Origin of the sequence: Stieleria sp. JC731 (genome assembly GCF_020966635.1) — a bacterium.
In the GTDB taxonomy this organism is placed as follows: Bacteria; Planctomycetota; Planctomycetia; order Pirellulales; family Pirellulaceae; genus Stieleria.
Genome location: NZ_JAJKFQ010000005.1, coordinates 111,372 through 126,318 on the forward strand (window position 1 = coordinate 111,372; position 14,947 = coordinate 126,318).

The following is a 14,947-nucleotide window of genomic DNA, read 5'->3' on the forward strand; positions in this document are numbered from 1 at the left end:
AGCGTTATCTAGTGTGAAGCTACCTTTGCAAGACGTTCAACTGGAAAAAGAACGCCCAGTCATATGTGCGGTCGGTCTCAAAAGAAGTTTGCGTATGGAGACTTTTCCGTAGTGGGACTGCAAAACCAGTCGACGTCAACAAGCGATTTCCAAGTCCGACGGAAATTGCTGCTGTGAGGTTCAAGTAGTCCGTTCGACCAAATACAGTCCCACTAGCACTATTGTTGACCGCGTTTGACGGTTCGGTGGAATCTAAGGCCGTCGCATAGTGCAGTTCGAAACTGGAGGCGATGTTGGTCGTTCCCAAACATGTATCGGTGGTGACTAGATTTTTTCCGACTGCAGAATCAAGAAAGAGATATTCAGGTTGGTCGATGAGACTGTATTGTCCACCCGCAGTAGATCGATATTGGTCGAGGTGTTCGGAATTAAGGCGGGCCGATAGAAAGCTAGTCACATACCAATCAGAACTTGAATTCCACTGTCCACCAATCCAGGGTGTGAAATACCAAGCTTCTTTTTCGATCAATGTTTGAGGCGAGTTCGCTGCAGTCCCAATTCGAATGTCACGTGTTGTGGGGGCCTCAATACGAAGTCCCGCTGACCAAGCGGTATTGTGCGAATACCAAAGCAACGACTTCAATCCAACGGTGAATTCGCCGAGTTCGACCGACCTGTCGGGACCGCGAAGGATTTCATCGATGCCGATAATGTGATTGTCGCTAGTGCGGTAGATCGGTGCAATGATTTCCCAAGAGCACTGGTTCGCATGAAAGCTTCGCTCGATGGTCAATCGGTATTCTTGAAGGTTTTTGTAGCGTTGGACGCTGAACTGTCCTGGGCCGACGCCATGAAGGACGTTGCCCATGTGAACATCTGCAAGTCTGTTGAACTGCATTCCAATTCGGTCCTGTGGAATTACCGAATTGTTTTCACTGATTCGACTGGCATGCTGTTGGATCGCGTAGGTTCGAATTGCTGTTTGTACAAGGATCGGTTGTAGCAATCCGCCATCGCCGACCATGAAGATGGGAGAAGGCGGAGAATTCGCAACGCTTCTGCTAGCAGAGCACAGAATGAGCAAAGAGAACAATACAAGAAATAGTCCGCTCGTTCTGAACATCGCATCGAATCCATTCAAGCTTAGAAATGAAAACCCTTTCATCGAAGCGGATCGGAATTCTGCAAGCAATGTCTCAGCGTTTGCATCATCCGAGAAGGCAATCATTCAGCCAGATGTCAAGGTGTTCCGATTTTGATTCTCATACTCATCGAATAGCGTTGTCAGTAGATACCGGTTTGAGAGTGAACCGACACAGAGATACATCTGGTCTCTGGTGAGTCATGAGTATGACCTTGTTGCCTGAACGTATTTCGTTATGGCAGTCGAGCTACCGTGTGCGATTCAGCGGCGACCAGCTTCTTTACAAATTGATCGTAGAGGTTCCATCGAGGCTGACTTTCCTGAGCGTTCTTGCCTTCGATCCAGTGTTCGTATAGTTCTTGAATCGTTCCGTCATTGGACTTCAATTGAATCCAACGGCTCAGAACGTTTTCTAGCCTGATCGCATCCGATGCCATTGGGTAGCCAACGCTGACGGTCAGCTGCGCGTCTGTGGGAATGACGACGCTATAGGAAGGGTGTAGGAGCGTCCATGCGCTTCCCGCTTCGGCACTCATGACAAGTGCGTCGAATTGATCAGGTGATTCAAAGTAGACTGCCGGAGAGTTGATTTGCACGACATCGGCACGCGGGCAAGCTTGCTGCACACGAACACCGAAATACGGTCGCTCGAGAACCGCAATTCGAATTGGCTGAGCACCATTCAAATTGCGAAGCGATGCAAACTCTTCACGTCGATGATCTTTGACAATAAACGCGAGATTCAGATCTAAGTAGGGTTCGGAAAATCGCATCTGCTCGATTCGCTTGGTCGTTGCGAACAGTCCGCCGACCAACAGATCGCAGCAGCGATGTTGATTGAGACATTCAGCCATCTTGGTTTTATCGTATGGATAGTACTCAACCTCGACACCCATTTCGCTCGCGAGGGCTTGGACCATTTCGATGTCGAAGCCCACCAATTCGTCATCCGAATTGAAGAAACTAAATGGCATCCCATTGGGGTCGTATCCAACGGTCAAAACGCCTCGGCGCCGAATCGCGTCTAGAGTGCTGGAGTAGTCTCCGTCAACTGAACCATCGAATTCGGATCGGTGGACGGTTCCAGTTGTCGGATATCGAACCGGTTGCATCGCCGTTAGAACTTCGTTTTTGGAATACGCTTGGTCTACAGTTTGTTGCAGTAGCAGCCGAGTCGCACCGACAGTGACGATCAAAACTGCAAGCGAACCGGCGGCAAAGGTAGAGATTTGTTTCGGTTTAAAACGCAGCCAGCGTGCATTTCCTGCCGCACTAAGTAACGCAACACCAGCTAAGTGCATCACGGCAAGCATCGTTGCCAATCGCCCGATGTAGACCAGTGTGACGACATGTAGCTGAAACATGTCCGTTGGAATTCGTAGCTGTTGCAGAACGAACGGAAGGCCGATTTCGACGCTACCAAAGAAACTGAAAAAGCCTAACGTGAATAGCTTGGGATAGTCCGCTACGGTGACGGCATTGCCGGTAAACCAACCGGCAAATGGAACGAACAGCAGCAACAGAACGACCCCAAGATTGGGAAACGTAAACGCGATCGGAAGGGAAACATCAATGACTGATTCTGCATGACGGAAGTTGGCCTCGTCACGTTCCCGGAAAAGTTGTTTGCAGTTGTCCGCCAGCATCGCCAGCACTACAAGCAAGTTTCCTGTCGTAAATCCGGTCACCAATGGGTCACGCGTGATTCGGACAATGTCACGATAGCTGAATGGCGTTAGCGACGAGACGAGCATCGGCACCAACCAGAACGTCAACAGCATGGCTCCGACTGTGTACGCAATGAAATAGACTTGCAGTCGGCTGAGGTCTTCCAATGTCATCGTTCCGGCAGCGCTGGCCGCAAGGGCAAATACACCAATTGGTGTTAGGCGGACAACGAATCCGGTGATTCGGCCCAATGCATCTGCCAAACTATCGAGAACAATTAGCAGTTGTTTCTTCTCGGGGACTCCGATCAAAGCGACTCCCATCGCGATCCCAAAAACGACAACCCCAGGGATGATCGCCTGCGACAAACTGCTGAATGGATTCGCTGGAATATAAAGTTCAACGAAATTCACCGGTTCAGGAGATTGAACCATATTGGTGCTGAAGAAGCTGGCCGATTCTAACGTCGGAAATGTCAGCGGCAAAATCGCGACAAGCAAGAAAGCGAGTGACCAGATGACGACGGAGAACAGACCCAAACGCATCGCCAGCATCTTGGCTTCTTGATAGTTCAGGCGGCCGAACCCCAGTGGCAAAGCGACGATGAAGTACGGCAGCACCGCCATCTGAAGGAGCCGTATAAAACCATCACCGATCGGTGTTAGCGCCACGGTTCTTTCGCCGAAAAACAGACCTGTCGCGATTCCAAGAATCAAGCCTACCAGGATCAATGTTGTTAAGCTGAATTTGCGCATGGCACCCCCGCTGAGTTTGAGTCATATCTAATCTGCGTGTCCGCCAAGCACTTCCGAACCATGGTTACATCAGACCGCATTCCGACTCAAGCGAAGTTCAGCTAACGATAGATCCATCCCCCAAACATCCACCTAGCGGAAAACCCCACGAGCGATTGATCGAAAAACGATCAAGTTGTTGGTCGACGGACTCTTTTTCGGTGTCGTGAAATGCTTCCAGCGAAGCGACGCACCGAGGAGAAATATCAGCCGCACCAAATGCAACAAAGAAGTGTGGCGGACGGCGGCTTGACCGCTGAAATTCGGGAGATTCCCGATTCAAGAAAGGCAGCAAAGTCTCGCTGCCAACAGACTTAATCGCCACCTCAGTGAGGTGGCGATTGTCTGAAAGAGTATTTTTGACGCTTTTTTAGCGGACGTAGATGCGAAGACGGGCTTTGGTGTAGCTGCCAGCGTTGGAGCTGAATGTCCAGTCGGGCTTGTCACCTTCGTTGTTCCCGATACCCAAATCGGCACCGTCGCCGTTGACCCAGTGATTGATGGCGAAGATCGTTTGACGCTCGCCATGGTTGTGGACTTGCATCGAACCATAGCCGTCCAATGGGGCGGCTCGTTCGTCTCCGAAATCGTATTCGGATGAGGACGCACCTGGAACGTTTCCAGAATTGCGCTGGCCATAGTTGTTCGGCCAAAACTCAATGTTGCCGGTTGTCATGCCGGTGCCACTTTTGATCGACGTCACGTTTGAGAAAACATCCAGGTTCGAGACTCGCTGTTGAAAACCTTCGCCAAGCGAAGTCGTTGGAACTGCGATCTTGTTGATGTCCTTGGTGAAGGCGTCCATCGCGACAAACACTTTTTTGTCCTCGGATCCCTCACTGCTAAGTTCTACCAAGTAGCCAATTCGCTCAAACTTGTTAATTTCAGAACTGTTGTTGACGTCGAATTTGATCTCACGGCCTAGACGTTTGAGGTCCAAGTCGTAGACAAGCCGGTATTCCTTTTCGATCGCCAGGGTGCTGACAAAGTCGGGGACTTCACCACCGCGGAATGCGCCCACCGGTAGGCCGCTGCCGCCCATCAAGTTCGGTTCGGCTAGCTTGTGCCACGCAAACCGAAACGCTGTGGGGGAGCCGACCTTGTCAGAGGTCAAGATGACACGATTTCCGTCCAGCTTCGCATCGGCAGGTTGGAAACCGTAGCTATCCGGGCCAATTAATTCAAAGTTTGACGGTGCTTTTCCGTCACGCGTCTTCAAACCGCCTGCGGTGTCTTTGAATGTAATGACCAGTTGATCGCCCTCGACATTCATGGAGCTCATTGTCGGGCTGGCCGCAGTCAGTTCCTCGCGTCCGTAGTCGTTTTTCAAGGCCCACAAAGCCAGTCGTTCACCGACGTCTTGCTTGTTCGGCGGGTGAATGTCGTTCAGTGTCGCGATGTCGTTAATAACCACCATGCCGACGTTTGCGATGTCTTGCACCTTGGCCTGAGCTTCCCAAAAACGGGCCAAGATCGTTGGGTCTTCATTGCCGTAGAAGTAAGGGGCAATTTGCACGAAGTAGAACGGGAAATCGCCTTGTTTCCAAAGCTGCCGCCAACCGTTAATCAATGCTTTTTTCTTTTCAAAGTAAAGCATCCCTTCGTTGTGATTGGATTCACCTTGGTACCAAATGGCTCCGCGAATCGGGTATCCAACAATTGCATGGATCATCCCGTTGTAAAGCATCGTTGGATCTTGGTGGCTTTGCCACGGTTGCAAAGCATTTGGAAAAGCTGGGCTCGGATTGACTCGCTCCGTCTTGTCCATGCTTTGCTTGGCTGCTCCCAACCATTGTTGCGTCGCATCGATATGTTTCTGCAACAAACCGTTGTGCTGTTCGGTTCCTGGCGTCTTGGTCAGGACCGAATTGTAGATGTCTGAAAGTGCGCCGATTTGTTGAAAACCATTTGGTGGCGTCCACGGTTCGACTCGGGTTCCACCCCATGACGAATTGATCAGTCCGATTGGTACGTTCAGTTCTTTGTGCAGCCGACGCGCCATGAAGTATCCGCATGCGGTGAAGTCCGCGACGGTATCCGAGGAACAGAGTTCCCAGGGAGCTTTGACGTCGTCGAGGGGATCGTTGGAAGGTCGGTGTGCGAACTTGATATGGCGAATCAATGGATAGTCGGCTGCCGCAATTTCTTCCGCGGAGTTGTTGCTCGCGCGGACGTTCCATTCCATATTCGATTGGCCGGAGCAAAGCCAGACTTCGCCAACCAGGATATCTGTCAACTCGATCTTGTTCGTGCCGGAGACGATCAGAGTTTTGGGAGATTCGCTGGCGGACAGTTCGGGTAGCTCGACAGCCCATTTGCCAGAATCATCGGCTTTGGTTTTCGCTTCGTTGCCCGCGATTGTGACCGACACCGATTCGCCAGCGTCAGCCCAACCCCATACGCGAACAGGTTTCTTCTGCTGGATAACCATATGGTCGCCGAAGAAGCCGGGAAGTCGTACTTCCGCTGCGGCTTGCGTCGCCATGCCAAAAACACCTGCGATGCTAAGGCAAAGACGAAGAGATTTCGATCGAAGTTTCATCAAGATGTGGTCTCGGTAGAGTTTGAAAGTAGTGAAGCGGAAAATGTCGAGCGTCTGGGCAGAATCGATCAGTGAGGACGAACGTCACTGGCGTTATCGCCGTGGTTTTAGCGCATCCAACAACGGCTGTTTGAACATCTGTTTGTCCGGATCAAATATTCCGAAGCCTGCCGCGAATTCCCAATACGACCAATCCATTTGAAGTGACTCGGCCGCCGAGCGAACCGCTGCGGTCCATCTTTGCCTGGATTCAATGTCCGCAGCTTGGTAGGCACCAAACTCGCCAAGGTAAATGACGCGGTTGTGCTTTTTACCCCATTCGGCCGCCGTGGCTAAATCACTGATGATGGAGTCGTTCGCCGTGCCTAGCAGGTTTTGTGTTTCGTCGGCATAGATGAGGGCGAGCTTTCGAATTGTAAAAGCAGGTTGTGACTTCGGTGTGTTGTTTTGCAAATAGATCGTGTCGAATGATTCGCCCATTTGATCGGAATCAAACTTCACACGACGGGTCTGATTCGGTTCGGTCACGATCACGCTATCCGTCCGTTTGTCACCGTTTACCAACGAGACTTGGATTTTTACCGCGGCATCGGTCTGCAGTTCGATAGCGAGCGGACGCGAGTGCGGCTTGCCGGATCGAAGCTTGATGCCGGCCCAACCGGCTTGGTATTCAACTTCCAAACCGCGTGAGTTGCCTTTCGTGGTGGTTTGCCAAGATTCGTTACGCCAACCATTCGCAATGGATGTCTCTTTCGGATCCCATTGAATCCCAGTTGGCTTTGGTGGCGAAACCCATTGTGCCCCTTGGTGGGTGAAGTCAAACGGAAGGTAGTAATGGACGGTTACCGAAACGTTCGGATCGTCGGGTAGTTCCAAAGTATTCAGTGACGAGATTGAGTTGTAGTTGATGGGGCCAACGACAACCGTCCGATCAGGGTTGGTTTGACGGACGACCTTCAGCGTTTCGACAACAAACCCATTCCAAAGCCCCGGTGATTTTGCCAAAGTATCGTGTGGTTCATTTAAGAGTTCGAAGGCAACACGGTCTTCCGGAAGCCCCCGGAACCGCTCGGCGATCTGTTTCCACATCGCCAGAAATCGAGCTTTGTTTTCAACCGGTTTTTGATTCAGGTTGGGATCGTGGTGGCAATTGATCAGCAGTTTTAAATCCGCATCCAAGCATGCTTTGGCAAGATGCTCCACGCGGTCCAATAGCGCTGGGTCGATCTTGTAGGGAGCGGTTTGGGCGGTGTGATAGCCCCAGCTAATTGGCAAGCGAACATGATCGAATCCGGCATCCTTGATCTGTTTAAACCATGCGTCGTTCGCTCGCAGTCCCCAATCGCCTTCGTTGGGGGCTTCTAACATGTTGCCAAAATTGACGCCGCAACGAAGTCTTAGCGCCGAATCGGTGACTTGCGAACCGTTGTCGCCCGAGGCGTTGGTATTAGACGTCACTTGTGCATCTGTTGTCTTGGCAGTTAACAGCAGTGCACAGGCGAAGCAAAATATGAAAGCAGGTTTCATCTCAGTTAGTTGAATCGTTGTAAAAGCGAGGTTTATCAATCGTGGGGAATGTCTGATGCGTCGAATCAGGATCGTGCTCAAAGCGTTCTCGCGAGTGGACTCCGTTCGTCTCGTCGACAATCACTGTTCCGCTGACTTGCGTTTCTCTAGCAGATGAGACTGCGCGAACGCGGTCGCCCGCTGACTGACTTGGTCGCTTGCACCGGCGACGGAATGATTGGCATCGGGGATGACGACCAGTTCGCAGGTCACGCCAGCCGATTGAAGTTCCTGGTGCAAGTTCTTGGCATGTTCAATCGGCACGATGTCATCCGCATCGCCGTGGACTTGCATGATCGGTGGGTCATCTTCGGTGACAAAGCTGATTGGCGAAACGTCGTGCATTTTGCCAGCGTCCATTTGCTCAGCCGGCGTACCGGGTTTGTAGCCGATCAATTGCCGGTAGGCGGGATGCTGATGGTCGATCGTCTTTAACAGCGACCAGTCCGTTGGCCCGGCAAAGCTGATCGCACATTGAACGCGTGAAGACTGGGTTTGCACAGGGTCATCCGAGTCCGTCTTGGCCGCGTCATCCGCTAGTGCGACATACGCCGACAGGTGACCGCCGGCAGAGCCTCCTGTGACACCGATTCGCTTGGGATCGATGTTCCATTTAGAAGCCTGTTGACGAACGAATTGGATTGCTCGCAAGCAATCGTCCACCTGGGCGGGGTGTGGAGCGACGTCGGTGAAGCGATATTCGACCGAAACGACCGACATCTTTCCTTCCGCTGCAAGCCGCAGTAGCCATGCGGGAACATGGGCTTTCGAACCGCCACGCCAACCGCCGCCATGAATGAAGACCATTGCAGGGGTCGGGTGATCTGACTTCGTTCGGTATAGGTCAAGCCGCTGAGAGGAGTGTTCGTCGTCGTAGGCGATATCTTTTTGGATGGCTTCGACGGAGTGCGATGCGGTCTGAGCACAGCTGGGTGACGAAACTAAGATTCCGCCAAGCAAACCGACGAACGAAAATGTCTTCAATATTTTGTTCATAGCTCGATCCATTCTCCTTGGGGAATTCTTGATCCACCGGCGGTTCTGAGTGCCGAATCGGATGGTTTCTATCGCCGGGCTGGACTAGCCGACATCGGCGTATTGTAGCTTGATCCAAACATTGTCTACCGCTTAGTGGTGCCGGAATGACGCCTTGCGCTGCTTTGCCGCGAAATTGTCGGAGGTCAGTCGTTCGTTTGGCGTGGAATTGAGGTTCTTTAGAGAACCGCTCCGCTATCTCGGCCCCAAGCTGGGTGCCAAGGAAGGGTTTTGGTGGGTGGGATGCCTCTATTCTCAGTCTTGGGTGAGACCGGCCAGATTCGCCTCTTGACGCTTGGGCTTCAATCGCCAACGCTTTCATCGATTTCTTCCTGTGACGACTAACTTTGGGCGACCCGATGAGCTTTTCTGTAGCGCTGAAAGCGTTTTTCGCCGCGATCGGCAACAAAGAAAAATCTGCCGCGATCGATGCCGCACTTTCCGGTTCAAGTGTGCCTGCAATCGAAGCTCCTGCTGCAACAAAAGCCGAACCAAAGCCGGCGCCCGTGGCTCCAGCACCTGCGAAGCCGAAACGGGATTCGGCGCTTACGTTGTTGGCGGCGCTGCAACGTGAAGCACGCTTGGTTGATTTGATTCAGGAAGACTTGGACCAATACGCTGACGCTCAGGTCGGGGCCGCAGCCCGGCCCTGTTTAAAACAATGCGCCGGCGTGCTTGAACGACTGCTGGGTTTGAAACCTTTGGTCGATGCGTCCGAAGGCGAGACGGTGACAGTCGGTACGTCGGCTTCGCCGCTTCGGTACCAATGGATTGGCGAAGGCACATCCGAGTCTGGCAAATTGGTTCATCACGGTTGGCAGGCCACCAAAATCGAACTGCCCAGTTGGGCCGGTGATGACGGCGATGCCAACATCATTGCACCGGCACAAGTTCAAACGCCCTGACGCCGATGCGAATCATTCGATGCGGTTTTGTTTTGACTCGGCGATTGATTCGGCACTCCGCAATTGAATGGTTCCGATTAAATCGATCGTCGAATCAAAGACTCGCTTCGTAAAGCAAAAAGAAAGACTGATGGCACCTCGCTTTTGTGTTGGAATCGACTTAGGCACAACCAATTCCGTCGTCGCATTCACGGAAATCCCTTCGGATAAACGTGTGCAGCCGAAATTGGAGCTATTGCCGATTCCTCAGATCATCGCTCCGGGACAGGTCGAGACGCGGGACTCGTTGCCATCGTTCTTATACCTGCCCCGAGAAAACGAAGTCGCATCGCTGCAGTTGCCGATGATCGACAGCCCCGAGCAGGGAATCGCGGGCTACTATGCGAGGCAGCAAGCGGCCGAGAATCCTCAACGTGTTGTGGTCGCAGCGAAAAGCTGGCTGTGCCACGGAAGCATCGGACGGACCGAGCAGGTGTTGCCTTGGCAGTCACCACCAGAAGTCCCCAAAGTTTCTGCGTTTGATTGCACGCAAAAGTTTCTTAGCCACCTCGTCGCGGCATGGAACGAAGGATATCCCGATGCACCGTTAAAAGACCAGCAAGTCGTTTTGACGGTACCGGCATCGTTCGATCCCGCGGCACGCGAATTGACTCGGCAAGCTGCGATTGAAGCAGGGCTTCCAGATCATTTTGTTCTGCTTGAAGAACCACAGGCAGCGGTCTACAGCTGGCTGGCATCGAAAACGGATGACTGGCGAGAGCAACTATCCGCAGGCGACCTTCTGTTGGTTGTCGATGTCGGCGGCGGAACCACCGACCTGACGCTTGTCGCCGTCGAAGAAGAAAACGGCGAACTGAATTTGCAACGTCTAGCGGTGGGCAATCACTTGCTGCTCGGTGGTGACAATATGGACTTGGCACTCGCCCATTGCGTTTCGCTTCAGCTGCAAGAACAAGGTCATCAACTAGATCCGTGGCAAAGTGTTTCGCTTTGGCATGCCTGCCGTGACGCGAAGGAAAGTTTGCTTGCCGCCGACGGACCTGGTGAAAAAACGATCTCGGTTTTAGGTCGAGGCAGTTCGTTAATCGGCGGTACGATTTCGACGCCCCTGACGGCAGAAAAGGCTCGCGAAGTCATCGTCGATGGATTCTTTCCCAAATGCTCTTCGGATGAACGCCCGCAGCGAAACGCGGCTTCCGGATTCCAAGACATCGGTTTGCCCTACGAAGCCGATCCCGCAATCACGAAGCAAGTCGCCGCGTTTCTTGCTGATCAGGCGGATACGATTCGTCAAGCAAAACAGAATGGTGGAGACGAGTCTTTCATTGGCCCAACGCATCTACTGTTCAACGGTGGCGTTTTCCGTGGCGAAGCGTTGCGGCAACGGATGCAAGACGCGATCAGTGATTGGTGCGACGAAGCACCGGAAGTCCTCGGCGGCCGAGAGGAGCTCGATTCGGCTGTCGCCCTTGGGGCAGCGTACTATGGTTGGTCAAAACATTCAGGCGGCATTCGAATCCGTGGCGGTACGGCCAAGTCCTACTACATCGGAATTGAGACTGCGGGGCTAGCAATACCAGGGGCCCCACGTCCGTTGCGTGCTCTATGTGTTGCACCGCAAGGCATGGAAGAAGGCACCGAATCGGAAGTACCGGGCAACGAAGTCGGTTTGATCGTCGGTGCACCTGCCCGTTTCCGATTTTTCGCCTCATCCAAACGCAGCGATGATGCGGTTGGGACGCAACTGGATCGCTGGCAACCTGACGAATTGGTCGAAAGCGAACCGATCGAGTTATCATTGCCACGTCAATCTGCTGAAGATGGTCGCCCTGCGGACCCGTTCGTTCCTGTTCGTTTTGTCAGTCGAGTGACTGAACTTGGGATGTTCGAATTGTGGTGTCATTCAACCCGCACCGACGAACAATGGAAAATGGAGTTCAATGTGCGTGAAGCGAAGAACGCTTCCTAAATCAACTTGCGGCCTTTGCCTACACGATCTGTGAAACCGTGGTTGAATCTGCCGTCTGTTACCCACCAATGTTGAAGCATGTCTAGTTCGCCGGAACGCCAAGCGGATCCTACCTCAAGCGGTTCTTCATCGGAAACCACACAATCCAGATACGTTGTCGGGATCGATTTAGGAACGACCAATTGTGCGCTCTGCTTTGTCGATACTCAGCAAGCCGACTGGAGCGTCAACACATTCGCTATCGCACAGTGGGTTGATCTCGGGCAATTCGAAAAGCGGGAAACCTTGCCCTCGTTTCACTATCAACTGACCAGCTCCGAATCAACTTCGTTGGAATCCGGATTGCCCTGGTCGGCAACGACAAAGCGGTCAAAGAAGGACGTCCCCGGCTGTGTTGGTGTCCTTGCACGTGAAGCCGGGACGCGCCATCCCGGTCGCCGAATCAGTTCTGCAAAAAGTTGGTTGTCGCATGACGGGGTTGATCGAACGGCCGACTTTCTTCCTTGGCATGGCGATCCCGACGTCGAACGACTGTCTCCGCTTGAAGCGTCTGCAGAGTATTTGAAACACTTGCGCAACGCATGGGATCATGAACATCCCGATGAACCGCTTGATCAACAAGACATTGTGATCACCCTGCCAGCTTCGTTTGACGAAGTCGCTCGAGAGTTGACGATCAAAGCGGCGAAGCTCGCAGGGCTGCGCCGTGTGTATTTGATTGAAGAACCACAAGCCGCATTCTACGCCTGGATCGATCGCCACCGTACACAGTGGCAAGATCTGGTGCGTCCTGGTCAGCTGATCTTGGTTTGCGATATCGGTGGCGGAACGACTGACCTGACATTGATTCGCGTCCAGCCTGCGGGCGAGTCGGGCGAACAGGTGCAGTTCCACCGAGTTGCCGTGGGACGCCATTTGATTCTCGGTGGAGACAACATGGATTTGGCCGTTGCAAAACTGGCCGAATCAAAGTTTCTAAGCCAGAACAGTGGATCGATTTTGTCCGCGTCCCAGTGGGATCGGATGGTGCAATCCGCTCGCCAAGTTAAAGAGACGATGCTGGGTGAGAACCGTCCAGAAAGCTATACGCTGAATGTCGCCGCTGAGGGCGCAAAGCTACTCGCCGGTGCCATTCAAGTCGAGCTTGGCCGAGACGAAGTCGACACAGTATTGTTGGATGGGTTTTTCCCAAAGGCAGAGCTTTCCGAGCGACCGATTGCAGGCCAAAGCGGATTCCAGGAATTTGGTTTGCCTTATGCTGCCGACGCGGGGATCACGAGACATTTGGCGGAATTCTTGTCAGAGCATCGTCGAAGTGGTTTGGACGATGCGGATCGTGATTCGGCAGACCGGCCCGATCTGATTTTGTTCAATGGTGGCGTGATGACCGCGCCGGCAATCCAAGAACGCATCGTCGGGTTGATTCAGGACTGGTTTGCCGAGCCTGAAGAATCATGGCAACCGACCGTTTTGGCATCACCTCGACTGGATCTGGCCGTCGCCCATGGGGCAGCTTACTACGCGATGGTGCGTCGTGGCGAAGGTGTTCGGATCGCCGCGAACCTGGGGCGTTCTTACTACATGCAGGTCAGCGGCGAGCCGCCACAGGCACTGTGTTTAATTCCAGGAAACGCTGAAGCCGGTCAGCAGTTCCGTGCCGATGAGTACCCGTTGCGATTGCAGATCGGGCAGCCAGTTCAGTTTCCTCTTTGGGTCAGCAGCACACGTCTGGCTGATCGAGCAGGGCAGCTGGTTCCGATCGACAGTAGCGAGTTGACTCCGTTGCCTCCAATCTGCACGGCACTCGTTCGCGGAGGGAGCCGAGACGATTCGCTGTTGGAAGTTTTTATCGAGTCTGAACTAAGCGAAATCGGAACCGTTGGCATGTACTGCGTCGAGAGACGCGATGATTCAAAGAACAAACGCTGGAAGCTTGAGTTCGACATTCGCAGCACCTTAGAAACAGATCGGCAAAGCCATGGTGGTGAAGGCGAAGTTGCCGGTGTGGTCGACCTGGAGACGGTGCAGGCTTGCGCCGATGCGATTGAAGCGACCTTTGGTAGCGACCCCAATATCAAGCCCAGGGAAATCATCAAAGAACTGGAGTCGATCGTCGGAAGCGGTCGCGATCAATGGCCGCCGACTCTGATTCGCGAACTCTGGCAGTTCTTGCTAGATTTCGAAGCGGGACGTCGACAGTCTCCCGCCCACGAAGCTCGCTGGTTGAATATGAGTGGTTTTTGTTTGCGACCGGGCTATGGCGTCGCCGTTGATGATTGGCGCGTTCAGTCGACGTGGAAACAGTTGCACGGCAAGCTTGCGTTTCCGGCATCACAATCACGAACCGAATCGATGATTTTGTGGCGTCGTATTGCCGGAGGATTGACCGCAGGCCAGCAAGAACAACTGGCCGCCCCGATGATCGCAAATCTGCGCAGCAAGACGCGACGAATTGAGCCGCACGAAGCCAATGAGTTCTGGCGTTTGGTGGCTTCACTCGAGAGATTGAAAGTTGCCGAAAAGGTCGAACTTGGTGAGTTGGCGTTGGTCGAAATTGTCAAGAAAAAGAACGAACGTTTGCGTTCGGGGCTTCTTTGGGCCATCGGAAGACTCGGTTCGAGGCAACCAGCGTATGGACCTTTGAATTCGACCGTGCCTGTTTCGAAAGCAGAGTCGTGGATCAAGCGATTGATCGAAATCGACCTGAACGAATCCGAGTTGCCGCTCACACTGGCTCAGCTGGGCAGGGTCACCGGGGATCGATATCGAGACTTATCAGAAGATGTCCGCGGTGATGCTGCGAGGTATCTCGAACGGCGTGATGCGGAATCACATTACGTCAAGTTACTCCGCGAAGGCGGGCAGCTCGATCGTGACGAACAGTCCGCCGTGTTTGGTGATACGTTGCCGTTGGGCATCCAGCTCGGGAAGAATTGAAGCAATCGCGAAAGCGAATCAAGTCGTGATACCCTGAGCCGCGATCGCGCTAGCGACGGTTGCGTGAGTCTGGTTAGTCGCGTTGACAAGAAAACCGCGGCTAACGCCAAAGCGGCTAATGTGTTGAAACCCTGAGCCGCAATCGCGCTAGCGACGGTTGCGTGAGATTTTAGCATCGATGGCGGGCAGAGCCCGCGAGACATCGCATGCGAGGCGGGAGCCTCGCACGAGTTGGTTTACTCAAACTGAGCCGTGATCGCGCTAGCGACGGTTGCGTGAGATTTTAGCATCGATGGCGGGCAGAGCCCGCGAGACATCGCATGCGAGGCGGGAGCCTCGCACGAGTTGGTTTACTCAAACTGAGCCGTGATCGCGCTAGCGACGGTT

Annotated in this window: 8 protein-coding genes; 3 read left to right on the forward strand and 5 right to left on the reverse strand. The window is 53.2% G+C overall.

Features of this window, described 5'->3' with window-relative positions; all coding sequences use genetic code 11:
• Window positions 1-19: 19 nt before the first annotated feature.
• From LOC67_RS11595 to LOC67_RS11615, 5 genes are all read right to left on the reverse strand, one after another.
• Window positions 20-1,165 (reverse strand): hypothetical protein, encoded by a 1,146-nt coding sequence (locus LOC67_RS11595; protein ID WP_230262767.1) that lies wholly within the window; start codon window positions 1,163-1,165, stop codon window positions 20-22.
• Between the two features lie 212 nt (window positions 1,166-1,377).
• Complete coding sequence (locus LOC67_RS11600) at window positions 1,378-3,567, reverse strand: cation:dicarboxylate symporter family transporter (protein WP_230262768.1); 2,190 nt, start codon at window positions 3,565-3,567, stop codon at window positions 1,378-1,380.
• A gap of 409 nt (window positions 3,568-3,976) precedes the next feature.
• Window positions 3,977-6,148 carry a sialate O-acetylesterase gene (locus tag LOC67_RS11605; RefSeq protein WP_230262769.1) on the reverse strand — a complete coding sequence of 724 codons (2,172 nt, stop codon included), beginning with the start codon at window positions 6,146-6,148 and terminating at the stop codon, window positions 3,977-3,979.
• A gap of 93 nt (window positions 6,149-6,241) precedes the next feature.
• On the reverse strand, window positions 6,242-7,675 hold the full coding sequence (locus LOC67_RS11610) for a glycoside hydrolase family 5 protein (protein WP_230262770.1): 1,434 nt from the start codon (window positions 7,673-7,675) through the stop codon (window positions 6,242-6,244).
• 120 nt (window positions 7,676-7,795) lie between these two features.
• Entirely contained in the window at window positions 7,796-8,710 is a 915-nt protein-coding gene (locus LOC67_RS11615; protein ID WP_230262771.1) for an alpha/beta hydrolase, read from the reverse strand.
• A gap of 398 nt (window positions 8,711-9,108) precedes the next feature.
• Here LOC67_RS11615 and LOC67_RS11620 point away from each other — a divergent pair, with 398 nt between their 5' ends.
• From LOC67_RS11620 to LOC67_RS11630, 3 genes are all read left to right on the forward strand, one after another.
• The gene (locus LOC67_RS11620; protein ID WP_230262772.1) at window positions 9,109-9,654 is read left to right on the forward strand and encodes a DUF2760 domain-containing protein; all 546 of its coding nucleotides are present in this window, start codon (window positions 9,109-9,111) and stop codon (window positions 9,652-9,654) included.
• A gap of 130 nt (window positions 9,655-9,784) precedes the next feature.
• Window positions 9,785-11,623 (forward strand): Hsp70 family protein, encoded by a 1,839-nt coding sequence (locus LOC67_RS11625; RefSeq protein WP_230262773.1) that lies wholly within the window; start codon window positions 9,785-9,787, stop codon window positions 11,621-11,623.
• A 78-nt stretch (window positions 11,624-11,701) separates the two neighbouring features.
• Window positions 11,702-14,560 carry a hsp70 family protein gene (locus tag LOC67_RS11630; protein WP_230262774.1) on the forward strand — a complete coding sequence of 953 codons (2,859 nt, stop codon included), beginning with the start codon at window positions 11,702-11,704 and terminating at the stop codon, window positions 14,558-14,560.
• Window positions 14,561-14,947 lie beyond the last annotated feature (387 nt).

Coding starts and splice junctions, on each gene's coding strand:
- LOC67_RS11595 (WP_230262767.1), bottom strand. CDS start 1,165: ATGAAAGGGTTTTCATTTCTAAGCTTGAATGGATTCGATGCGATGTTC.
- LOC67_RS11600 (WP_230262768.1), bottom strand. CDS start 3,567: ATGCGCAAATTCAGCTTAACAACATTGATCCTGGTAGGCTTGATTCTT.
- LOC67_RS11605 (WP_230262769.1), bottom strand. CDS start 6,148: ATGAAACTTCGATCGAAATCTCTTCGTCTTTGCCTTAGCATCGCAGGT.
- LOC67_RS11610 (WP_230262770.1), bottom strand. CDS start 7,675: ATGAAACCTGCTTTCATATTTTGCTTCGCCTGTGCACTGCTGTTAACT.
- LOC67_RS11615 (WP_230262771.1), bottom strand. CDS start 8,710: ATGAACAAAATATTGAAGACATTTTCGTTCGTCGGTTTGCTTGGCGGA.
- LOC67_RS11620 (WP_230262772.1), top strand. CDS start 9,109: ATGAGCTTTTCTGTAGCGCTGAAAGCGTTTTTCGCCGCGATCGGCAAC.
- LOC67_RS11625 (WP_230262773.1), top strand. CDS start 9,785: ATGGCACCTCGCTTTTGTGTTGGAATCGACTTAGGCACAACCAATTCC.
- LOC67_RS11630 (WP_230262774.1), top strand. CDS start 11,702: ATGTCTAGTTCGCCGGAACGCCAAGCGGATCCTACCTCAAGCGGTTCT.